Origin of the sequence: Acidovorax sp. Leaf78 (genome assembly GCF_001422735.1) — a bacterium.
GTDB lineage: Bacteria > Pseudomonadota > Gammaproteobacteria > Burkholderiales > Burkholderiaceae_C > Acidovorax.
The window spans coordinates 141,193-162,164 of the sequence record NZ_LMLZ01000012.1 but is presented as its reverse complement, the minus strand read 5'-3'; the positions used below and the strand labels follow the sequence as shown (position 1 = coordinate 162,164).

At 64.8% G+C, this 20,972-nt stretch carries 16 protein-coding genes; 3 read left to right on the top strand and 13 right to left on the bottom strand.

What is annotated here, in order from left to right:
- Positions 1-36: 36 nt before the first annotated feature.
- Positions 37-750 (bottom strand): YebC/PmpR family DNA-binding transcriptional regulator, encoded by a 714-nt coding sequence (locus ASF16_RS09205; protein WP_056165546.1) that lies wholly within the window; start codon positions 748-750, stop codon positions 37-39.
- A 312-nt stretch (positions 751-1,062) separates the two neighbouring features.
- On the opposite strand from ASF16_RS09205, the gene ASF16_RS09200 reads away from it, so the two are divergent.
- Both ASF16_RS09200 and ASF16_RS09195 read left to right on the top strand, forming a co-directional pair.
- A complete protein-coding gene (locus tag ASF16_RS09200; protein ID WP_056165544.1) occupies positions 1,063-2,292 on the top strand; it encodes a nucleoside recognition domain-containing protein in 1,230 nt (409 codons plus the stop codon).
- An 8-nt stretch (positions 2,293-2,300) separates the two neighbouring features.
- Complete coding sequence (locus ASF16_RS09195) at positions 2,301-2,768, top strand: lysozyme inhibitor LprI family protein (protein WP_162241064.1); 468 nt, start codon at positions 2,301-2,303, stop codon at positions 2,766-2,768.
- Positions 2,769-3,150: 382 nt separating this feature from the next.
- Here ASF16_RS09195 and ASF16_RS09190 read toward each other — a convergent pair whose 3' ends face one another.
- The 8 genes from ASF16_RS09190 to sbcB form a co-directional block, all read right to left on the bottom strand.
- Entirely contained in the window at positions 3,151-4,104 is a 954-nt protein-coding gene (locus ASF16_RS09190) for a ZIP family metal transporter (protein WP_082516817.1), read from the bottom strand.
- Between the two features lie 100 nt (positions 4,105-4,204).
- Complete coding sequence (locus ASF16_RS09185) at positions 4,205-4,828, bottom strand: superoxide dismutase (protein ID WP_056165540.1); 624 nt, start codon at positions 4,826-4,828, stop codon at positions 4,205-4,207.
- Positions 4,829-4,919: 91 nt separating this feature from the next.
- Positions 4,920-5,420 (bottom strand): hypothetical protein, encoded by a 501-nt coding sequence (locus ASF16_RS09180; RefSeq protein ID WP_056165539.1) that lies wholly within the window; start codon positions 5,418-5,420, stop codon positions 4,920-4,922.
- A 709-nt stretch (positions 5,421-6,129) separates the two neighbouring features.
- A complete protein-coding gene (locus tag ASF16_RS09175; protein WP_056165537.1) occupies positions 6,130-6,894 on the bottom strand; it encodes a CPBP family intramembrane glutamic endopeptidase in 765 nt (254 codons plus the stop codon).
- Between the two features lie 22 nt (positions 6,895-6,916).
- Positions 6,917-7,588, bottom strand: a complete 672-nt coding sequence (locus ASF16_RS09170; RefSeq protein ID WP_156370496.1) for a permease — start codon at positions 7,586-7,588, stop codon at positions 6,917-6,919.
- Positions 7,589-7,779: 191 nt separating this feature from the next.
- Positions 7,780-9,111 carry a protein kinase gene (locus ASF16_RS09165; RefSeq protein WP_056165532.1) on the bottom strand — a complete coding sequence of 444 codons (1,332 nt, stop codon included), beginning with the start codon at positions 9,109-9,111 and terminating at the stop codon, positions 7,780-7,782.
- A gap of 51 nt (positions 9,112-9,162) precedes the next feature.
- Positions 9,163-10,410 (bottom strand): cystathionine gamma-synthase family protein, encoded by a 1,248-nt coding sequence (locus tag ASF16_RS09160; RefSeq protein WP_056165530.1) that lies wholly within the window; start codon positions 10,408-10,410, stop codon positions 9,163-9,165.
- A gap of 146 nt (positions 10,411-10,556) precedes the next feature.
- Entirely contained in the window at positions 10,557-12,002 is a 1,446-nt protein-coding gene (sbcB, locus tag ASF16_RS09155; protein WP_056165528.1) for an exodeoxyribonuclease I, read from the bottom strand.
- A 280-nt stretch (positions 12,003-12,282) separates the two neighbouring features.
- Here sbcB and ASF16_RS09150 point away from each other — a divergent pair, with 280 nt between their 5' ends.
- Positions 12,283-13,764 (top strand): lytic murein transglycosylase, encoded by a 1,482-nt coding sequence (locus ASF16_RS09150; RefSeq protein ID WP_369817132.1) that lies wholly within the window; start codon positions 12,283-12,285, stop codon positions 13,762-13,764.
- A 57-nt stretch (positions 13,765-13,821) separates the two neighbouring features.
- Here the strand turns inward: ASF16_RS09150 and ASF16_RS09145 are convergent, their stop codons facing one another.
- The 4 genes from ASF16_RS09145 to dnaE all read right to left on the bottom strand — a co-directional run bounded on the left by ASF16_RS09145 (position 13,822) and on the right by dnaE (position 20,897).
- Positions 13,822-14,079 carry a DUF2789 domain-containing protein gene (locus ASF16_RS09145; RefSeq protein ID WP_056165526.1) on the bottom strand — a complete coding sequence of 86 codons (258 nt, stop codon included), beginning with the start codon at positions 14,077-14,079 and terminating at the stop codon, positions 13,822-13,824.
- Positions 14,080-14,497: 418 nt separating this feature from the next.
- Positions 14,498-16,846, bottom strand: coding sequence for an ATP-dependent Clp protease ATP-binding subunit ClpA (gene clpA, locus ASF16_RS09140; RefSeq protein WP_056165524.1), 2,349 nt, complete (start codon positions 16,844-16,846; stop codon positions 14,498-14,500).
- Positions 16,847-16,903: 57 nt separating this feature from the next.
- Positions 16,904-17,272 (bottom strand): ATP-dependent Clp protease adapter ClpS, encoded by a 369-nt coding sequence (gene clpS, locus ASF16_RS09135; RefSeq protein ID WP_056166438.1) that lies wholly within the window; start codon positions 17,270-17,272, stop codon positions 16,904-16,906.
- A 79-nt stretch (positions 17,273-17,351) separates the two neighbouring features.
- Positions 17,352-20,897 carry a DNA polymerase III subunit alpha gene (gene dnaE, locus ASF16_RS09130; protein WP_056165521.1) on the bottom strand — a complete coding sequence of 1,182 codons (3,546 nt, stop codon included), beginning with the start codon at positions 20,895-20,897 and terminating at the stop codon, positions 17,352-17,354.
- Between the last annotated feature and the right edge of the window lie 75 nt (positions 20,898-20,972).

Genomic DNA, 20,972 nt, shown 5'->3' with positions numbered 1-20,972 from the left:
CAAGGCAGGCGTGGGACCCGGCATCGTGATGGTGGTTCAACCGCCCAGGCTCACGAACACGTTCTGCACGTCGTCGTTGGAGTCGATGGCGGCCAGGAAGGCTTCGACTTCTTCGAGCTGCTCGGCGCTCAGGCTGGCGGGGTTCACCGGGTTCTTGGGCTTGTAGCCCAGCTTGGCCGACAGCACGGTAAAGCCATGGGCTGGCAGCGCGCGGCTCACCAGGTCCAAGTCGGTCGGGTCGGTCCAGAAGGTGGTGGTGCCTTCTTCGTCACCGGCTTCGAAATCTTGCGCACCGGCTTCGATGGCGGCCAGTTCGGGGTCGGCATCGGCGTTGGCGGGCTCGGCTTCGATCATGCCGACGTGGTTGAAGTCCCACGCCACCGAGCCCGAGGTGCCCAACTGACCCTTGCGGAACAGCACGCGCATTTCAGGGGCGGTGCGGTTGACGTTGTCGGTCAGGCATTCGACCATCACGGCAACTTGGTGGGGCGCAAAGCCTTCGTAGATCACGCGCTCGTAGTTGACCGCGTCGGCGCCGGTGCCCGAGCCCTTCTTGATGGCGCGCTCGAGCGTGTCCTTGGGCATGGACACCTTGCGGGCCTGCTCGACCACCAGGCGCAGCCGCGAATTGCCAGCGGGGTCGGCACCGCCGCGCGCGGCCACGGTGATTTCCTTGACCAGCTTGCCAAACAGCTTGCCCTTGGCGTCGGCGACCAACGCCTTGCCTTTTGCCTTCCACTGCGCGCCCATGATGGACCTCTTTTCCTTGGTGTTGGTGTGCGGCGCGCCAGGGCGCCTTGTACGGGGGCTCGTTCATCAGCGCATGAAACCAGCCTTTGCAAAGCCGCCCGCGGTGAACTGAACCGAACCCTATAGGGTACCACTGTGTCCACCGTTGCCCGGTTGCCACGCCGCCAGACCCTGCCCTGCACAAGGAAAGGTAACCTCGCAGGAAGGCAAGCAGACAGGCCGACAGACAGAAAGCAGCGGATGAAGAGTCCGTTGCTCTGCACCCCCGCTCTCTACGCGACCAACCCATTTCCCTGGAATGACGGACTCCTGATGCTCAATATCCTGTGGCTGGGCTTTTTTCTCACGGCGGCCGTGGCCGCGCTGGCGCAATGGCTGGTGGGTGGCAACGCGCAGATCTTTGCCGCGATGGTCGAGGCTCTGTTCACCATGGCCAAGCTGTCGGTCGAGGTGATGGTGCTGCTGTTCGGCACGCTCACGCTATGGCTGGGGTTCCTGCGCATCGCAGAGAAGGCGGGCATCGTCGACGCCCTGGCGCGGTGGCTGGCGCCGCTGTTCGCCAAGCTGATGCCGGGGGTGCCCAGCGGCCACCCCGCCCTGGGCCTGATGACCCTGAACTTTGCCGCCAACGCCCTGGGGCTGGACAACGCTGCCACGCCCATGGGCCTCAAAGCCATGAAGGCGCTGCAGGAGCTGAACCCCGAGCCCGACACCGCCACCAACGCGCAGATCCTGTTTTTGGTGCTCAACGCGTCGTCCCTCACGCTGCTGCCGGTGACCATCTTCATGTACCGCATGCAGCAGGGCGCGCCGGACCCGACGCTGGTGTTCCTGCCCATCCTGCTGGCCACCTCGGCATCCACGCTGGTGGGGCTGGTCAGCGTGGCGGTGGTGCAGCGGCTGCCGCTGTGGAGCCCGGTGGTGCTGGCCTACCTGCTGCCTGCGGCGCTGCTGCTGGGCGGCTTCATGGCGCTGCTGGCCACCCTGAGCGGCGCCGCGCTGGCCCAGCTGTCGTCACTGCTGGGCAACCTGACGCTGTTTGCGCTGATCGTGGCCTTTGTCGCGATTGGCGCCTGGCGCAAGGTGGCTGTGTACGAGGCTTTCATCGAAGGCGCACGCGAAGGCTTCGACGTGGCCAAGAACCTGCTGCCCTACCTGGTGGCCATGCTCTGCGCGGTGGGGGTGTTCCGCGCCTCGGGCGCGCTGGGCTATGTGCTGGACGGCATCCGCTGGTGCGTGACCGCGCTGGGTACGGACACGCGCTTTGTCGACGCCCTGCCCACCGCCCTGGTCAAGCCGTTTTCCGGCAGCGCCGCGCGCGCGATGCTCATCGAGACCATGCAGACGCACGGCGTGGACAGCTTTCCGGCCCTGGCCGCCGCCATCATCCAGGGCAGCACCGAGACCACGTTCTACGTGCTGGCGGTGTACTTTGGGGCGGTAGGCATCCAGCGCGCCCGGCACGCGGTGGGCTGCGCGCTGCTGGCTGAGCTGGCCGGGGTGGTGGCGGCCATTGCGGTGTGCTACTGGTTCTTTGGGTGATGCGCGCCATGTTGAACACCTACCCAACCGCCTGCGGCCGCGTGATGGGCGCTGCGCGGGTCCTTCCTGCGATTGTTATCGGTCTCGTTCTCGGTCTGGGTCTTGCGCTTGCCTCCCCCGCCGCCCTGGCGGCTGACGACTGCGACGGCTATTCGCAGGCCGACAGGCTGGTCTGCCTTCGCCATGCTGCCACGGCCAGTGAGGGCGAGATGGCGCAAGCACGCACCGGGCTGCTGTCGGCCATAGCGCAATGGGACGAGAGCGCCAAGTACCAAGCCATTGCGCGGCGGCAACTGAGCGCTGCCGACCGGGCATTCGCCACGCACCGGGCGGCGCACTGCGACCTGCACAAGTCGCTGGGCGGCGGCGCAATAGGCAGCGGCCTTGAAATGCGCCGGTTGGTGTGCGTGGCCGCGACCAACGCTGCGCGCGCTGCCCAACTGCGCCAAATGGCCGAGCGGCTGGAGCCGCGATGAGCGAGCCGGCTCACGGTTCTGCACTCAGATTTTTGAGGGAAATTAGCCTCTACCGCTCATCCAACAAGCGCCACCAGCTATCATAAATATAGCAACGGCAGATGCAGCCCATGCTGTGCAAGCGGCGCAACTGCAGCGAATGGCTGTGAGGCTGGAGCCGCGATGAGCGATCCAACCCACGGTCTTGCGCTCGGTTTTTTGAACAAAATTTGCCTCTACCGCGCATCTATCAAGCGCCAGCAGCTATCACAAATATAGCAACGGCATATGGCGTGAGGCGCGCGCCGAGAGTTTCAATTCAGAGGCCGAGCACCGAACACACCGCACGCCACGGGTTTACGGCACTGACAGGCCCCTGCCTCCGAGCCCTATCGACGCCCCTTCACCCCAACGCGGTGTCCAGCAGCATCATGATCACAAACCCCACCATCAGCCCCCCGGTGGCCCAGGCCTCATGCCCCTTGCGGTGCGACTCGGGAATGATCTCGTGGCTGATCACGAACAGCATCGCACCGGCTGCGAACCCTAGGCCCCAGGGCAGCAGGCTGGCCGAATAGCTGACCACCGCAGCCCCCAGCACCGCGCCCACTGGCTCCACCAAACCCGAAGCCATGCCCAGCCCCACCGCCAGCGAGCGCCGGTACCCCGCAGCGAGCAGCGCCACGGCCACCACCAAGCCTTCGGGCACATCCTGGATCGCGATGCCGGTGGCCAGGGCACTCGCACGCAGTGCATCGCCGCCGGCATAGGCCACGCCGATCGCCAGGCCCTCGGGCAGGTTGTGCAGGCCGATGGCAAAGACGAACAGCCAGGTGCGCCGCAGGGTGCGCGACGCCTGCGCGCCCTCCACCCCCTTGATGAAATGCTCGTGGGGCAGCAACCGCTCCATCAGCAGCAACACCAACCCGCCCAGCAAAATGGCCGCCCCCACTGTGCCGCCCGCGCCCCAGGCGCCTGCGCCGCCAGCGCGCGCAGCCTGGATGCCCGGAATGATCAGCGAGAACGAACACGCCGCCAGCATCACGCCCGCGCCAAAGCCGAACAGCGTGTCCTGCGTGCGCTCGGACAGCCGCTGCGACAGCATCACCGGCAAGGTGCCCAGCGCCGTGGCCAGCGCCGCGGCCAGCCCGCCCCACAGGGCGCCCAGCACCACAGGCTGGTTGGCAATCCAGGCCCACACCTGGGCAAACGCAGCCACCACACCGAGCAGGACGATGCCCAGGCCGATCCACTGCCGCCAGTGCAAGGCAGCGTCGCTGCGCGCGCCAGGCTCTGCGGACAGCAACGGTTCATCCGCCGTGTCCGGCGACGTCAGGGAGGTGGGCGGGGTGGGCATGGCGGCTCCTGGGGTCAGTCGGGCTGGATCGGTCAGGGGGCGGTACAGAGCGGGTCAATCGCTGGGCTGCGGTGTGGCTGATGCAGGCCGGGCGGGCCTGTCAGGCCCGGGCCAGCGCGTAGCGGCGCCCGACCTCGGCCCAGTCCACCACGTTGTAGAACGCCGCGATGTATTCGGGGCGGCGGTTTTGGTACTGCAGGTAGTAGGCGTGCTCCCACACATCCAGGCCCAGAATGGGCGTGTGGCCGGACATCAGGCCCGCCATCAACGGGCTGTCCTGGTTGCCCGTGCTTTCCACCACCAACTGCCCCGCCTTGGTCACCGACAGCCACGCCCAGCCGCTGCCAAAGCGCGTGAGCGCCGCTTTGGTGAAAGCGTCCTTGAAAGCGTCGAAGCCGCCCAGGTCGGTGTCGATGGCGCGCGCCACGTCGCCCTGCGGCTGGCCTCCGCCCTGGGGCGACATCACGCTCCAGAACAGGCTGTGGTTGGCGTGCCCGCCCCCGTTGTTGCGCACGGGGCCCTGCAGGTTTTCAGGCAGCAACACCAGCCGCGCGACCAGTTCGTCAATGGGCAGGTCGGCATGCGGCGTGCCCTGCAGCGCCGCGTTCAGGTTGTTGATGTAGGTCTGGTGGTGCTTGGTGTGGTGGATCTCCATCGTGCGGGCATCGATGTGCGGCTCCAGCGCGTCGTAGGCATAGGGCAAGGCGGGCAAGGTATGGGGCATGGTGTCCTTGGAAGGCAGACTGGGTTGAAAAAGCTTGGAAGAACGGAATGCAAAGGCTGCGGACGGCGCAGACTCGAAAAGAAAGCGGGACTCAGTGGTGCCCTGCCCCGCCCACCGCTTGAACGGCGTGGGCCGCAGCCAGGGTATGCGTGATCAACGGGTGTGCGCCGTGGGTCTGTACGTGGCGTAACAGCGCTGCGTGCGTCTCCCGGCTATGGCGCCAAGCCGCCTGCTGGAGGGCCACACCATGGCGCGCATCGGCCATCAGGCCCAGCAACAGGGTGTGGGCCCGGCACAGGATCTGTGTCGCCTCTTCGAGCTCCCCCGCCTCAGCCTGCAGGTCGGCCACGTTGAGGTGCGAGACCACCGCCGCGGCAATGCAGTCGTCCTCATGCCCTGCGGGCGGCGTGCGCTCCAGAAGCTGCAGCGACAGGGCAAGCGCCTGGTGCTGGTACGCCATGGCCATGCGCCACTGGCCCAGCTGCTGTGCGGACCGCGCACGCTGCGCGGCATGCTGCCAGCGCGTCAGCGTGGCGGGATGGTGGGGGGTGGCAGCGGGTCGGTGAGGGCGGGGGTGTAAGCCGGTGTCCATGGCAATGCTCCTGGGGGAAGCCTTTTGCGGTGGACGAAGGTGGCGTACTCAGGCATGCAAATGATATGCATTCTCAATTAAAATGTCTAGCGCAGGGATTTGGGAGGCTGGCCGGGCAGTTGCGGTGGCGCCGCATGCGTTGGCGCTGAATTTAGGCGACCTTTGGCGCTGGCAAACCGGACGCTCGCCGTTTGAAATGAGCGGAACTGCCCAGCTTGCCGTGCATGTTCACTTCGTTGAATCCTCAGCCTCAGTCTGAGCGACATTGAGCGGATGTGCTGGACACCACGGAGTACCGGAACTCGGATGTTATGGAGAGGCATGCCGACTCCGGTGAAGAGGGGGCAAACCAAGCCTCCACGTCCACCCCATTCTTTGCATCATGAAAAAATCGGGCGACTCTATTCCAATCCACCACGACGTTATCGTTCGCTCCGCAGAAGATATTGGTGCTGGTATAGCTCTTGCCGGAAGCAACGTAACTTTATTCCACCAGAGGAAACTGGCGTGTGCCTCGACTGACCTTTACGGGGAAGCTGTCAATCCTCGTAAACCGAACCGGTGTACTGAGGTGTGTGCATTTTGTTGTGGGCGCGGGCAGCAATAGAGGGGCCAAGGACGCCCCAATGATCGCGAACGTGGCGATTCCAAAAGAGATGGTGACGATGCGGCGATTCGATGGGGGACGCCTAGGGACCCCTTGCACCTGTCAGCTTGGATAGTACGTGTTGATGACCACCTCCGGCCTTTTGCGCAGAACCAGGACCAGTACCACGAATGCACTCAGATAGGTGGCTCCCAGAGCGGTGAGTGCAGCGCCGGATTGAGTGGCATGCCCCAGGGCATGTGCCAGACTCGAGAAGTCCCACAAGGCGTGGAAGAGCATTGCGACCCAGAGGCTGCCAGTCAACCGGCGCAGCAGATAAAGCGCCGTGCCCGCGCAAAACGCCAGTACCACCTGCAGCAGCGCCGCCGCGCCAAGTCCAAAGAACGCGTTGCTGGCGTGCATGAGGCCGAAGAGCGCGCTTGACCAGAACCACACCCAGGCTTCCGATCCAAGGGCATGGCGCAGGCACACCAGCAAGATGCCACGATGGACCATCTCTTCGCAAAAACCCACGAGCAGCATCGCCCCGGCCAACACCAGGGCATGCTGCAGCCCCATCGATGCCCAGTCGGCACCTTGAATGTTCAGCGCAATGAAGGCGCACATGGGCAGCGCCAGCGCGAGCTGATACATGGGCGCCTGCATGCGGGGTTCGCGGGTGATCTGTGGCCACCATTGCGCCAGCCCGTTGAAAATGCACAGCGCAAACGCCGCCAGGCCCAACGGCAGGATGACACCCCGCAGCAGGTTTGCCGACGTACCCAGCGACGCATAGTCGATGCCAAAGAATGCCCATGCCGCAGCCACCCAGCCTGCATAGGCGAGGTAGATGCCCAGCCCGATAACCCAGTGAGGTTTGAGACGCACGATGGTGAGACCCTTTGCAAACTCAAAAGCTGGCGACCAAGGCCACCACGCCAAGCACGCACGCACCGGACCACACCAGGAGCCCGAAGCCGATGGCCAATGCAGCCAGCCAGCCGATGCCAAGCTTGACGCGGAACCAGGCGGCTTGAACGCCCAGCATCCACATGCACGCCAAAGCGAACGCAATCGCACCTACCGCTGCCGTGCTGCGCTCGTGCAATTGTGTGGCGATGAGGCCCATCGAGACAACCAACGCAAATGGCGAGGTCAGGTAGCACTGCGCGAAGAAAGGCTGGCGCAAAGTGGTGCGCGACGTGAGTTGCCCGCGCGCTCTCAGCAGCAGCACTGCGGCTGACAGCGGAATCAGACTGAAGAGCAGGCTGCGAAAAAGCAGTAGGTTCTGCGGAGAGTTGAGAATCTGGCGGGCAAGGGGGGCGGCATCCGCGGCTTGCGAGACATGCAATGCCGTGCCCACGGCATTGACCAACAGCAACGTGAGCAACAACAGCAAGGGGGGGCTCACCGCACTGTCATAGGCATCGGGCTTGTTCGCAGTCTCTTCCTGCTCAGCGTACTCCATGGCCTGGAGCGGCCTTGAGACGATTCGCAACAGCGTCTTGGGGTAGAAGAACAGCAGAGCTATCGCCTCGAAGACGAACTCCTCAAGACTTCGCAGCAACTTCATCAGATCCATGGTTTGCTTCGCCCCCAAAGCTTGCAACAACTCACCTGCCCAAGTGACCGAGGTTGATGTCCCCATCTGGCCGATAGTACGTGTTCAAAGACAAGGAGCAGATGGCAGATGGCAGAAACGCTGCCTGACAGCCGTCCGCAGCGTCAGGCCCATGGACAGCAGCGCTGCGCACGACACCCCCGCCAGAACTATCACTCGTCGCCCGCCGACCCCGGCGCCGCCACCAGCTCCCACTCCCCCAATTGCTCGTTGGTGGCAATCAGCCGCCCCACCAAGAGCTTGATGAACGCCTTGTCAAACCGCGACTGCAGGTCTTCCGATGCACCCTGCAGCGCGGGGTTGCGCACCTTGAGCACCAGCACTTCGGTCTCTGCCACGGCCGTGGCGGTGCGCATCTTGTCCTCGGGCCGCAGGTAGGTCATCTCGCCCAAGGTGACGCCGGGGCCCAGAGTGCTCAGGGTCCAGCCCTGGCGGCTGACGCTGACCTGGCCTTCGATGAGGATGCAAAACGAGTCGCCGGGCGTGTTCTCGCGCATGAGCACCGTGCCCTGCTCCAGTCGGCGCCAGTGGCCCAGGCGCATCAACTCCCACAGTGCCACGTCGTGAAAATCTCCAAAGAAAGGCAGCGCCCGCAGCCGCGCAAAACGCTCGGCCTCGGTGTCCTGCGACTTCTGGCGCGGCAGGCCCTGGTGGGCGGCCAGCAGGGCCTGGGCAAAGTCCTGCCAGGTGGCAAAGCGGTCGGCTGGCTGCTTGGCCATGGCGCGCAGCAGCACGTCGTCCACATGGCTGGGCAACGAGGCGCGCAGCAGGCTGGGCGGCGTGGGGGTTTCGTTGCTGATCTTGTAGAGCGTGGCGAAGTCGGTATCACCGTCAAACGGGCGGCGGCCGGTGAGCAGCTCGTACACCACCACGGCCAGCGAGAACATGTCGCTGTGATGCGTCAGGTCCTGCTCGCGCACCTGCTCGGGCGACATGTACGACGGCGAGCCCACCAGGCCCGACAGTTGCGTGGCATCGCTGCGCAGCGACAGCGCGGCGCCGAAGTCGGTGAGCTTGATGTCGCCGTCCTGCGCCAGCATGAGGTTGGCGGGCTTGATGTCCCGGTGCACCAGGCCTTCGCGGTGGGCGTATTCAAGGGCGTTGCAGCACTTGAAGGCGATGTCCAGCACCTGGGGCACGGGCAGCAGTGCGTCGGGTGTGGCGTAGGCCGACAGGGGCTGGCCGTCGACGTATTCGAGCACCAGGTACGGCGGTACGGCCTCTTCATCGGCATCGAGCAGGCGCACGATGTTGGGGTGGCGCAGCCGGCCCGACAGCGCCGCCTCGTTGCGCAGCAGCTTGCGGTAGCGCTCGGCCTGCTCGGGCTGCTTCAGCAGATGCGCGTGGGTCTGCTTGATGGCCACCTTGCGGCCCCGAAAGCCGTCCAGCCCCAGGAACACGATGCCGCTGGCGCCCCGGCCCAGCTCGCGCTCGATGCGGTACTTGCCGATGCTTGCCGGGGGCGCGGAGGTTGCAGTGGCCATGGTGTGAACGGGGTTGGAGCCTTCGGAATGGAGCCTGCCGTCAGCGCCCGGTCAGAGACCTGACAGTGCTTGCTCGAAGTCTGCGAGCAGGTCTTCAACCTCTTCCAGGCCCACCGACAGCCGGATCATGCTGTCGGCAATGCCCATGGCGGCGCGCACCTGGGGGCCGGCCTCCCAGAAGATGGTGTGAGCGACCGGGATGATGAGCGTGCGCGTGTCCGCCAGGCCCGTGGCCTTGATGGGCAGCTGCAGGCGGTTGCACACCGGCAGGCAATGGTCGGGGTTGCGCAGCTCGAACGACAGTAGCCACGAGCCGGCCTTGAGGTGTTTTTGCGCAAACGCGTACTGGGGGTGCGATGGCAGGCCGGGGTACAGCACGCGCGAGACGGCCGGGTGCTGCTCCAGCCACTGGGCCAGCGCGAGCGCCGTGGCGCTGGTGCGGTCCATGCGCAGCGACAGCGTCTCGGCGCCCAGCGCGATCTGGTGCGCGGCGTGGGACGACAGGGTGCCGCCCATGTCACGCAGGCCCTTCTTGCGCACCTGCTGCAGGCCCCAGCCCTTGGCGTCGCCCTTGCGGTAGGGCGCAAAGATGTTGGGGTATGTGCTCCAGTCGAACAAGCCGGTGTCGGTGACCGCACCGCCCAGCGCCGCGCCCTGCCCACCAATGCTTTTGGTGAGCGAGTTGAGCACCAGGCCCGCGCCCACCGTGGACGCACGGAACAGGTAGGGCGACGCCACGGTGTTGTCCACCACGTACAGCAGCCCGCGCTCGCGGCAGACAGTGCCGACACCTTCAAGATCAGGGATCTGCGTGCCGGGATTGGCGATGGTCTCGACAAACACCATGCGGGTGTTGGGCCGCACCGCAGCCGCCACGTTGGCGGCGTCGGTCACGTCCACCAGGGTCACCTCGATGCCCAGGTCGGCCAGCGTGCCGAACACGCTGTTGGTGTTGCCAAACACGAACTGGCTGGCCACCAGATGGTCGCCCGCCTTCAGCAGCGTGAGAAAGATGGCGCAGATGCCCGCCATGCCCGTGGCGAACACGATGGTGCCCTGCCCTTTTTCCATCTGGGTGATCTTGGCCTCCAGCGCCGCCGTGGTGGGCGTGCCCTGCCGCGCGTAGTTGAAGCCCCCCTTGGCGGTGCCCTGGAACACGGCGATCAGGTCTTCGACCTTGTCGTAGCCGTACTGCACCGAGGTGTGGATGGCCTTGTGAATGGCCCCATGCTCCGCGCCGCCCTGGCGGTCGGCGTGGAGGATCTCAGTCGTGAAATGGTTGGTCTGCGGTGTCGTCATAAAAGTAAGCGGATTTCTGGGTCAGCTATCGTCACAGGCTCTGAATCTGGCGCGCCCTCAACGCCAGTGCACCCGTGGAACCGGCTTTGCCGGGCCACCGGGTGCGTCCCCCCTCAGGGGGGAAGGCGCGCAGCGCCTCAGGGGGGCTACCGTTCAGGCGCGATGTGCTCCGCGTAATCGTACAGGGCCCCCAGGATGTCCTGCGTGCGGTCGTCTTCAGCGGTCTCCGACAGCGTGTCGATTTCGGTGAACAGCTGCTCCACCGTGCGCGCCCCGCCCTGCCCGTCGAACAAGCAGGCTGCGCGGTGCGCCTCCCACTGCTGCGCTTCTTCAGGCGACAGCGTAGCGGGGAAGTTGCGCGCCCGGTAGCGCCACAGCAGCTCGGCCAGGCGCGGGTCGTCGAACGCGGCGCGGGAGCGGGCCAGCTTCTCGCCGCTCATGGTGCGCAGCTCGTTGAGCAGGCGGCGGTCGTTGTTGCCCACAAAACCGCCGTACAGGTCCTGGTCCACATCGGGCGTGGCCTCGGGCGGGCGGGCAAACACGGCCGGCCAGATGCCGCTCATGTCGGGCAGGCTGCGCGCCACGTTCGCATGCTGCGCGGCCTGCTCCATGTCGATGCCCCAGCGCTGCGCCAGCGCGGGCGTGAGGGTGTTCACGTTGCCCACCACCATGGGCGACTTGTTGAGGTGGATGGTCTTGACCGGCAGGCGCGTGACGCCTTCGGGCAGTGCGTCGGCCTTGCTGAACATGCGCAGGCGGATCTCGTCGACACCCATGGTGGCCAGGGGTGTCGGGTCCTGGGACAGGTCCCAGGCGATGAGTTCGTTCTTGTTGGTGGGGTGGCTGGCCAACGGCCACATCACGCCCAGGCAGCCCCGGTCCGCCGGGAACATGCCCGAGACGTGCAGGAACGGGCGCGCGGTGATCGCTGTGGCCGGCAGTCGCAGTTCGGTGGCCACGCGGTCTTTCTTGTGCAGCGACAGCGCAAAGTCGAACAGCTTGGCGTTGTGCTGGCGGATGAGGCGCGCCAGCGCAATGGTGGCGCGCACGTCCGACAGGGCATCGTGCGCGGCTTCGTGCAGCAGGCCGTTGGCTTTGGAGAGGTGCTCCAGCTTGAAACTGGGCGCGCCGTCTTCCTTTTTGGGCCAGGTGATGCCGTCGGGCCGCAGAGCATAGGTCATGCGGACCACGTCCAGCAGGTCCCAGCGGCCGCACTGGTTCTGCCACTCGCGCGCATACGGGTCGATCAGGTTGCGCCAGAACATGAAGCGCGTGATCTCGTCGTCGAAGCGGATGGTGTTGTAGCCGACACCGATGGTGCCCGGCTGCGCAAACTCGGACTCGATGCGGGCGGCGAACTGGTGCTCTGGCACGCCTTGTTCCAGGCACTGCTGGGGCGTGATGCCGGTGATCAGGCACGATTGCGGGTCGGGCAGGTAGTCGTTGGCCGGCTGGCAGAAGATGTTCAGCGGCTCGCCGATCTCGTTGAGGTCGGCATCGGTGCGGATGGCCGCGAACTGCGCGGGCCGGTCGCGGCGCGTGTTGGCGCCGAAGGTTTCGTAGTCGTGCCAGAGAAAGGTGTGTGAAGCCATGGACAGAAGACGGTGGGCAGTCGGTAGCTAAAGGACGGGCAGCGGGCCCGTCGCGGTGGGCCAAATGTAACCCGATTTGAGGCATTTTTGGCCGCTACCGCTTGCTATTCAAGCGCTGGCAGCTATCAAATTAATAGTGAACTGCCGAGCCGTTCGCCACACCGTCACTGCATCGCCATCGCGCTTGCCATGATTGCCTGGCCCTGCTCCGTCACCACCGCATTCACGCGGTGATACACCTCCAGCGCAGCGGAGGCCCCGTGGGACGGGACAATGGTGCATGACCCGCACCACGCTTGTTTCTTCCGACTTCTCGCGCAGCGCACGGACAAAAATGCCTGCTGCACTCTTGACGTTGACCGCCGCATTGGCCCTAGCGGGCTGCGCCGCCCCTGTCCACGGCGGGCGGCCCGCTGTGGCACAGGCACCTGCGCAGACGGTGCAGGCCTCGACGCCGGCAACAGGTAAAGCGCCCGCTGCAACTTCGGTATCGGCCGTATCGGCGGTATCGACTGCGCCTTCAGCCACCGCCACATCTGCCACCTCACCCAGGCCAGTCGCCACCCCCCCTGCCCCGGCCAGTTCTTCCGACGCGGACCACATCGCAGGCTTTGCCGTGTGGAACAGCTCGTTTCAGGCCCAGGCCCTGCAGGCAGGCATACGGCCCGACACCGTGCGCAATGTGTTGGCCACCGCGCAGTGGCAACCCCGCGTGGTGGAGCTGGACCGCGCCCAGCCCGAGTTCACCCGCACCCCGTGGGCTTACCTTGACAGTGCCGTGTCGCCGCAGCGTGTGGCGCAGGGCCAGGCCAAGCTGGCCGAGCATGCGGCGGCGCTGCAGGCCGCGTCGGCACGCTACGGCGTGCCTGCGGCGGTGATTACCGCCATCTGGGGTATGGAAAGCAACTACGGCAGCAACTTCGGCACCTTCCGGACGGTGGATGCGCTGGCCACCCTGGCCTACGAAGGCCGGCGCCGCGCCTGGGCGCAGAACGAGCTGTTGGCGGCCCTGCGCATCATCGACCAGGGGGACATCGCCGCAGACCGCATGATCGGGTCCTGGGCAGGCGCCATGGGGCACACGCAGTTTCTTCCGTCCGTGTTCTTGCGCCACGCCGTCGATGCCGACGGGGACGGCCACCGCGACATCTGGGGCAGCGTGCCGGACGTGGCTGCATCCACGGCGGCATTCCTGGCTGGCGAGGGCTGGCGGCGAGGCGAGATCTGGGGCGCTGAAGTGAAGCTGCCTGCAAGCTTCGACCACGCGCGCACGGAACTCAGCGTGCGCCAGAGCTCTGCCCAGTGGGCGGCAGAAGGTGTTCAAACCATGGACGGGCAGGCTTTGCCGGCGCTGGAGGCTGCCTCGGTGCTGGCACCGGCGGGCGCCCGCGGCCCTGCATTTTTGGTGGGCCACAACTTTCGCACACTGCTGCGCTACAACAATGCCGTGACCTACGCGCTGGGCGTGGCCCAGTTGTCACAGCAGATCGAAGGCGGGGCGGCCATCCTGGCAGTGTGGCCCCGCGACCTGCCCGCGTTGTCGCGTGAGCAAGTGCAGGCGCTGCAGATGGCGTTGAACGAGCGGGGGTTTGACACGGGCAGCCCTGACGGAGTGCTGGGCCCGGCCACCCGCGCGGGCCTCAGGCGCTATCAGCAAAGCGAGGGCCTGGTGGCCGACGGGTACGCAACGACCGAGTTGCTGACCCGCCTGAAAGGTTCGGCAGGCCCAGCGGCGGCATCTACCGCAATCCCCGCCCGATAGCCGGTAAATGCGGCAAAAGGGACGCTGCGGACAAGCCGCAGCGCCTGATGCATTGGGTCAGAGCCCTGTGCTGCGCTTGACGGCGTCAGAGTGCAGGGCTTCGCTCAGCTGGTCGACGATCATCGCCCATGGCGCGTCGGCCTTGAGCTGCTCCACCAGAAACTGGCGCTGCGCATCGCTCCAGTATTCCGCTTCGCCCAACGCCACTTCGGTGGGCAGCTGGTGGCTTTTAATAAAGTCGGCGATTCCCTGCTCGCTCTCATCGAGGCCCAGCTGCAGGAAAAGGTTGGTCATGGTGGGTTCAGTGGTGATCATGGGCAAGGCTCCTTGTTGTGAATACGCTGGCAACAAACGGTCAGTGAATGACCTCCAGCGATGCGTGTGTTGAACATAGCAGCTTGTGCTGTGGCTTAAAGCCCGACTCTGCCCGCCCAGGGCGGTTTTCTGCAATTTGAGCTTTTGCCTCAAGGTCTCCGCATGGAATGTCTTGCGCGCAGTAGAGCCGACGGCTGACAGACGCGCGTGTGTGCAAACACTGCCATCGCCCCACCTCCCCCCAAAGAAAAAGCCAGCCATCTCGATGATGGCTGGCTTGATCGAAAGACGTACCGAGCGGCTTGACGGGCCGCCGATGCCATGTGTGGCTCTGCAGGGTCCGCTCTGGAAGCCTGTCCGGATGATCAGGTGACTACCAAGTTACCCATCATTAAAGGGTCACCTGGCCGCCGCCTCCTCAGTCGGCCGTCGCCTCTTCCGGCTCGGTCGGCTCGGACTTGGCCGAACGTTCCTTCTTGGTCACCGGCTGGATATCCAACAGCACCTCGGGAGTTTCCACGCCCTTGTCGTCGGTCTTCACCTCGATGTCGACCGTCAGGCGTCCACCGTCCGTGAGGCGGCCGAACAGCAGTTCGTCGGCCAGCGCGCGGCGGATGGTGTCCTGGATCAGGCGCTGCATCGGACGCGCGCCCATCAGCGGATCGAAGCCCTTCTTGGCCAGGTGCTTTCGCAGCGTGTCGGTGAAGGTGACTTCCACCTTCTTCTCGGCCAGTTGCGTTTCCAGTTGCAGCAGGAACTTGTCCACCACGCGCAGGATGATCTGCTCGTCAAGCGCCTTGAAGTTGACGATGGCGTCCAACCGGTTGCGGAACTCGGGCGTGAACAGGCGCTTGATGTCGCCCATTTCGTCGCCCGCCTGCCGCGGGTTGGTGAAGCCAATGGTCGCCTTGTTCATGGTCTCGGCGCCAGCGTTCGTGGTCATGATGATGAGCACGTTGCGGAAGTCGGCCTTGCGGCCGTTGTTGTCCGTCAGCGTCCCATGGTCCATGACCTGCAGCAGCACGTTGAAGATGTCCGGGTGCGCCTTCTCGATTTCGTCGAGCAGCAGCACCGCGTGCGGCTTCTTCGTGATGGCTTCGGTCAGCAGGCCACCCTGGTCGAACCCGACGTAGCCCGGAGGCGCGCCGATCAGGCGGCTCACGGCATGGCGCTCCATGTACTCCGACATGTCGAAGCGGATCAGCTCGATGCCCATGATGTAGGCGAGCTGCTTGGCCGCTTCGGTCTTGCCGACGCCCGTGGGGCCGCTGAACAGGAACGAGCCGATCGGCTTGTCGCCCTTGCCCAGGCCCGAGCGCGCCATCTTGACGGACGACGCCAGCACTTCGAGTGCCTTGTCCTGGCCGAACACCACGCTCTTGAGGTCACGCTCCAGCGTCTGCAGCTTCCCGCGGTCGTCGTTGGAGACATTGGCCGGCGGAATGCGCGCGATCTTGGCCACGATCTCTTCGATCTCGGCCTTGCCGATGGTCTTCTTGCGCTTGCTCGGCACCATGATGCGCTGGGCAGCACCGGCTTCATCGATGACGTCGATCGCCTTGTCGGGCAGATGGCGGTCATTGATGTACTTGGCGCTCAACTCGGCCGCGGCTTGCAGGGCGGCCGCAGCGTACTTCACGCTGTGGTGCTCTTCGAAGCGCGACTTAAGGCCCTTCAGGATGTCGATGGTTTCCTGCACCGTGGGCTCGACCACGTCCACCTTCTGGAAACGGCGCGACAGCGCGGCGTCTTTTTCGAAGATGCCACGGTATTCCGTGAAAGTGGTCGCGCCGATGCACTTGAGCTGGCCGCTGGACAGCGCCGGCTTGAGCAGGTTGGATGCATCGAGCGTGCCGCCAGAGGCTGCACCCGCACCGATCAGGGTATGGATCTCGTCGATGAACAGGATGGCGTTGGGCTTGTCCTTGAGCGACTTGAGCACGCCCTTCAGACGCTGCTCGAAGTCGCCGCGGTACTTGGTGCCCGCCAGCAGTGCGCCCATGTCGAGCGAATACACCACGGCCTCGGCCAGGATTTCCGGCACGTCGTTTTGCGTGATGCGCCAGGCCAGGCCCTCGGCAATCGCCGTCTTGCCCACGCCGGCTTCACCCACCAGCAGCGGGTTGTTCTTGCGGCGGCGGCACAGGATCTGGATCGTGCGCTCGACCTCGTAGTGGCGGCCGATCAGCGGATCGATCTTGCCTTCCTTGGCGGCCTGGTTCAGGTTCTGGGTGAACTGCTCCAGGGGCGACGCCTTTTCGCTGCGCTCGCCGCCACCGCCCTCTTCGCCTTCAGCCTGGTTTTCGGCCTTGGCGGGTTCTGGCGGCTCGCCCTTCTTGATGCCGTGGGCGATGAAGTTCACCACGTCCAGGCGCGTCACACCCTGCTGGTGCAGGTAGTACACGGCGTGCGAATCCTTCTCTCCGAAGATGGCCACCAGCACGTTGGCGCCGGTGACTTCCTTCTTGCCGTTGCCCGTGGACTGCACGTGCATGATGGCGCGCTGGATCACACGCTGGAAGCCCAGCGTGGGTTGCGTGTCCACCTCATCAGTGCCTGCCACCTGGGGCGTGTTGTCTTTAATGAAGTTCGACAGCGATGAGCGCAAATCATCGATGTTGGCCGAACATGCGCGCAGCACTTCCGCTGCGCTGGGGTTATCGAGCAGTGCCAGCAGCAGATGCTCCACGGTAATGAATTCGTGGCGTTGCTGGCGGGCCTCAACAAAGGCCATGTGCAAGCTGACTTCCAGTTCCTGGGCAATCATGTGAACTCCTTTGTGCTTGCGTGGAAGGGATAACTTTAGATCGGGACAAAAGACCTGTTATTCAACAGGCTCACTGACACATTGCAGTGGGTGGCCCGCCTTGAGGGCGGCGTCAAGCACTTGTTCCACCTTGGTGGCTGCCACGTCGCGGGAATACACCCCGCAGACGCCTTTGCCATCGAGATGAATTTTCAACATGATCTGGGTCGCTTGTTCACGGTCCTTGCTGAAGAACTCCTGCAGAACCACGATGACGAACTCCATGGGGGTGTAGTCGTCATTGAGCATGACCACCTGGTACATCTGCGGCGGCTGGGTCTTTTGGGTGCGTCTTTCGAGCACGACCGAACCGCCATCATCCCGCGCTGGCCGTATGACGGGCGGCGCGGTGGGGGGTGAAGGTGGTTTAGTTGCCATGAAAATCATTCTAGCCATCCGCGCGGCCTGCTGCCGCGAGAGAAATCTGGCGTTGATCCTGTTTTTTTCAAGGTCATGCCCCATCGCCTTACCCGTGGTCGTACACCACGGTCGCCGAACCGGTGCCCACCTGGGCCGTCCAGGCGGCCAGCGCGGCGTCGGTGGGGTAGAAACGCGCGTTTTCACCGAGTTGCAGTTCCGCCACGGCAGCAGCCCCCTCGGCGGCGCAGCGTACGCCCATGCGCACCTTGAGGCCGTGCACCAGCGAGTCGCCCTCGGGTATTTCCTCGCGGCGCGGCGGAAACTCGCGCACCAGGCGCGGCACGTCCGGCCCCTTGTCGCCTACCTGCACATGCAGGTATTTGCCAAAACGGCAACGCGCCCCGGCCAGGTCCCACACCTGCTGGACCTTCACCCGCAGCCCGCCGCTGAAATGATCGAGCTGCAAGCGGCCCATCATGACCACGAACTCGTCTTCCTTGAGCTGGTTGCGGTAGGTATTGAGCAGCGCCTCGTCGGCCGATGCCTCGATGACGGCGGACTTGTCGTCAAGCTTGAACAACGCCAGCTTGCCGCGCTGCCCGTTGATGACGCGAAAGTCGCTGATGATGCCGGCGAGCACCTGGGACTCGCGGCTGTCGAGCAATTCTTCGATGGACGTGCGAACGAAGCGCCGCACCTCGGTGGCGACCTCGTCGAACAGGTGGCCCGACAGGTAGAAGCCCACCGCGGTCTTCTCGAGCGTGAGCCGTTCCTTGATGCCCCAGGGCAGCGCGTCGACAAGTTCGGGCTCCTGCGTGCTGGAGCCGTGCGCGTCGTCGCCCATCATGTCAAACAACCCGCCCTGGTTCACGTTGGCCAACGTGGCAGCAGCAAAGTCGAAGGCCCGGTCGATGGAGGCGACCATCGCGGCGCGGTTCATGTTGATCGAGTCGAACGCGCCAGCCTTGATCAACGCCTCCACCGAACGCTTGTTCATGCGCGCCTTGTCCACGCGCAGGCAGAAATCGAACAGGCTCTTGAACGGCCCGGTGGTGGAGCCGTTCGGCCCTTCGCCCCGGCCTTCACGCGCCGCCACGATCGCCTCGACGGCCTGCTGGCCCGTGCCTTTCACCGCGCCCAGGCCGTAGCGGATGATCTTGTCGGTCACAGGCTCGAAGCGGTACTTGCCACGGTTCACGTCCGGCGGTTCGAAGGTGATGCCGAAGTGCTTCACCGCATCCTCGAACAGCACCTTGAGCTTGTCGGTGTCGTCCATTTCCACCGTCATGTTGGCGCAGAAGAACTCGGCGGTGAAGTGCACCTTGAGCCAGCCGGTGTGGTACGCCAGCAGGGAATACGCGGCGGCGTGCGACTTGTTGAAGCCGTAGCCCGCAAACTTCTCCATCAGGTCGAACACTTCGTCGGCCTTGGCTTGGTCGATGCCGTGGGTGGCCAGGGCACCGGCGCGGAACTTCTCGCGGTGCTCGGCCATTTCTTCGGCCTTCTTCTTGCCCATGGCGCGGCGCAGCAGGTCGGCGCCGCCCAGGCTGTACCCGCCCAGGATCTGCGCGGTCTGCATCACCTGCTCCTGGTAGACCATGATGCCGTAGGTCTCGCTGAGCATGTCGGCCACGGCGGGGTGCGGATACTCGACGACCTCCTTGCCGTGCTTTCGGTTCACGAAGCTGGGGATCAGGTCCATGGGACCGGGGCGGTACAGCGCATTCAGCGCGATCAGATCTTCCAGGCGGCTGGGGCGCGCCTCTTTCAGCATGCCCTGCATGCCGCGGCTTTCAAACTGGAACACGGCCTCGGTCTTGCCCTCGGAGAACAGCCGGTAGGTCGGTCCGTCGTCCAGCGGAATGTTCTCGTACGCAAAGTTCTCCTGGCCCTTGTGGCGCTTCATGATGAACTCGCGCGCAATCTCCAGGATGGTGAGCGTGGCCAAGCCCAAGAAGTCGAACTTCACCAGGCCGATGGCTTCCACGTCGTCCTTGTCGTACTGACTCACGGCCGACTCGCTGCCGGGCTGCTGATACAGCGGGCAAAAATCGGTGAGCTTGCCCGGCGCGATCAGCACGCCCCCGGCATGCATGCCGATGTTGCGGGTCATGCCTTCCAGCTTTTGCGCCATCTCGATAATGGTCTTGACGTCTTCTTCCTTGCGCAGGCGCTCGTAGAGCATGGGCTCGAGCTCGAGCGCGTAGTTGTTCTTGTCGCCCTCCTTCTTCACCTCAGGCGGGTACGCCAGGGTGTACGACATGCCGGGCTTGCCGGGCACGAGCTTGGAGATGCCGTCGCAGAACATGTAGCTCATGTCCATCACACGGCCCACGTCGCGGATGGCCGCCTTGGCCGCCATGGTGCCGAAGGTGGCGATCTGGCTCACGGCGTTCTTGCCGTACTTGTCCTTCACGTAGTCGATCACGCGGTCGCGGTTGGACTGGCAAAAGTCGATGTCGAAGTCGGGCATGGACACCCGCTCAGGGTTCAGGAAGCGTTCGAACAGCAGGTTGTATTCCAGCGGGTCCAGGTCGGTGATCTTGAGCGCATAGGCCACCAGCGAGCCCGCACCCGAACCACGACCCGGCCCCACTGGGCAACCGTTGGCCTTGGCCCACTGGATGAAGTCCCCCACGATGAGGAAGTAGCCCGGGAAACCCATCTTGAGGATGGTGCCAAGCTCGAACTCCAGGCGCTCCACATAGCGCGGGCGCTCCTTGTCGCGCTTGGCCTCGTCGGGGAAGAGGTGCTTCAAGCGCGCTTCCAACCCTTCGAACGACGCAAACCGAAAGTATTCGTCGGCCGGCATGCCGTTGGGCGTCGGAAAATCGGGCAGTTGCGGCTTGCCCAGCACCAGCGTCAGGTTGCAGCGCTTGGCCACTTCCAGGGTGTTGGTGATGGCCGTGGGCACATCGGCGAACAACACCTGCATCTCGGCACTGGACTTGAAATACTGCTCGCGCGTGAACTTGCGCACCCGGCGCTGGTTGGCCAGGATCTCGCCTTCGGCAATGCAGATGCGCGCTTCGTGGGCCTCGTAATCCTCGGCCGTCGCGAACTGCACCGGGTGCGTGGCCACCACGGGCAGGCTCAGCCGTGCAGCCAGTTGCACGGCGGCTATGACATGGGCCTCGTCGTCCGCACGGCCGGCGCGCTGGATCTCCATGTAGAAGCGGTGGGGAAAGATACCCGCCAGTTCCAGCGCCAAGTTGGCGGCCCCGGCGTCGTCCCCCTTCATCAGCGCCTGGCCCACCGGCCCGGCCTGCGCCCCCGCCAAGGCAATCAGGCCCTCGCCCAGTTCACGCAGCCAGTCCCAGGTGCACACGGGCACGTTCTTGACGATGTTGCGCGTCCAGGCGCGCGCCAGCAGTTCGCACAGATTCAGGTAGCCCTGCTTGTTCTGCACCAGCAGCACGATGCGCGCCGGAGGGCCGGACTCCGAGGCGACGTTGACTTCGGCCCCGATCAGCGGCTTGACACCTTTACCACGCGCTTCCTTGTAAAACTTGATGGCGCCGAAAAGGTTGTTGAGGTCGGTGATGGCCAGAGCGGGCTGGCCGTCCTTGGCGGCAGCCTTGGCCACCTCATCGATTCGGTTGGTACCGTCAACGACGGAAAACTCGGTGTGCAGGCGCAGGTGAACAAACATAGGGGGCCATTGTAAAAAGTCCGGCGGCCTGCCCGGCAGAAAACTCGCGATACCCACGCATCTGGGGGTGGTGCC

What these genes read in the sequence shown, in the direction of transcription:
- ASF16_RS09200 (WP_056165544.1), top strand. Translation starts at nt 1,063, where the DNA reads ATGCTCAATATCCTGTGGCTGGGCTTTTTTCTCACGGCGGCCGTGGCC.
- ASF16_RS09160 (WP_056165530.1), bottom strand. Translation starts at nt 10,410, where the DNA reads ATGACGACACCGCAGACCAACCATTTCACGACTGAGATCCTCCACGCC.
- ASF16_RS09190 (WP_082516817.1), bottom strand. Translation starts at nt 4,104, where the DNA reads ATGCCCACCCCGCCCACCTCCCTGACGTCGCCGGACACGGCGGATGAA.
- ASF16_RS09185 (WP_056165540.1), bottom strand. Translation starts at nt 4,828, where the DNA reads ATGCCCCATACCTTGCCCGCCTTGCCCTATGCCTACGACGCGCTGGAG.
- clpS (WP_056166438.1), bottom strand. Translation starts at nt 17,272, where the DNA reads ATGATTTTCATGGCAACTAAACCACCTTCACCCCCCACCGCGCCGCCC.
- ASF16_RS09170 (WP_156370496.1), bottom strand. Translation starts at nt 7,588, where the DNA reads ATGGATCTGATGAAGTTGCTGCGAAGTCTTGAGGAGTTCGTCTTCGAG.
- dnaE (WP_056165521.1), bottom strand. Translation starts at nt 20,897, where the DNA reads ATGTTTGTTCACCTGCGCCTGCACACCGAGTTTTCCGTCGTTGACGGT.
- ASF16_RS09195 (WP_162241064.1), top strand. Translation starts at nt 2,301, where the DNA reads ATGTTGAACACCTACCCAACCGCCTGCGGCCGCGTGATGGGCGCTGCG.
- sbcB (WP_056165528.1), bottom strand. Translation starts at nt 12,002, where the DNA reads ATGGCTTCACACACCTTTCTCTGGCACGACTACGAAACCTTCGGCGCC.
- ASF16_RS09145 (WP_056165526.1), bottom strand. Translation starts at nt 14,079, where the DNA reads ATGATCACCACTGAACCCACCATGACCAACCTTTTCCTGCAGCTGGGC.
- ASF16_RS09165 (WP_056165532.1), bottom strand. Translation starts at nt 9,111, where the DNA reads ATGGCCACTGCAACCTCCGCGCCCCCGGCAAGCATCGGCAAGTACCGC.
- clpA (WP_056165524.1), bottom strand. Translation starts at nt 16,846, where the DNA reads ATGATTGCCCAGGAACTGGAAGTCAGCTTGCACATGGCCTTTGTTGAG.
- ASF16_RS09205 (WP_056165546.1), bottom strand. Translation starts at nt 750, where the DNA reads ATGGGCGCGCAGTGGAAGGCAAAAGGCAAGGCGTTGGTCGCCGACGCC.
- ASF16_RS09150 (WP_369817132.1), top strand. Translation starts at nt 12,283, where the DNA reads ATGACCCGCACCACGCTTGTTTCTTCCGACTTCTCGCGCAGCGCACGG.
- ASF16_RS09180 (WP_056165539.1), bottom strand. Translation starts at nt 5,420, where the DNA reads ATGGACACCGGCTTACACCCCCGCCCTCACCGACCCGCTGCCACCCCC.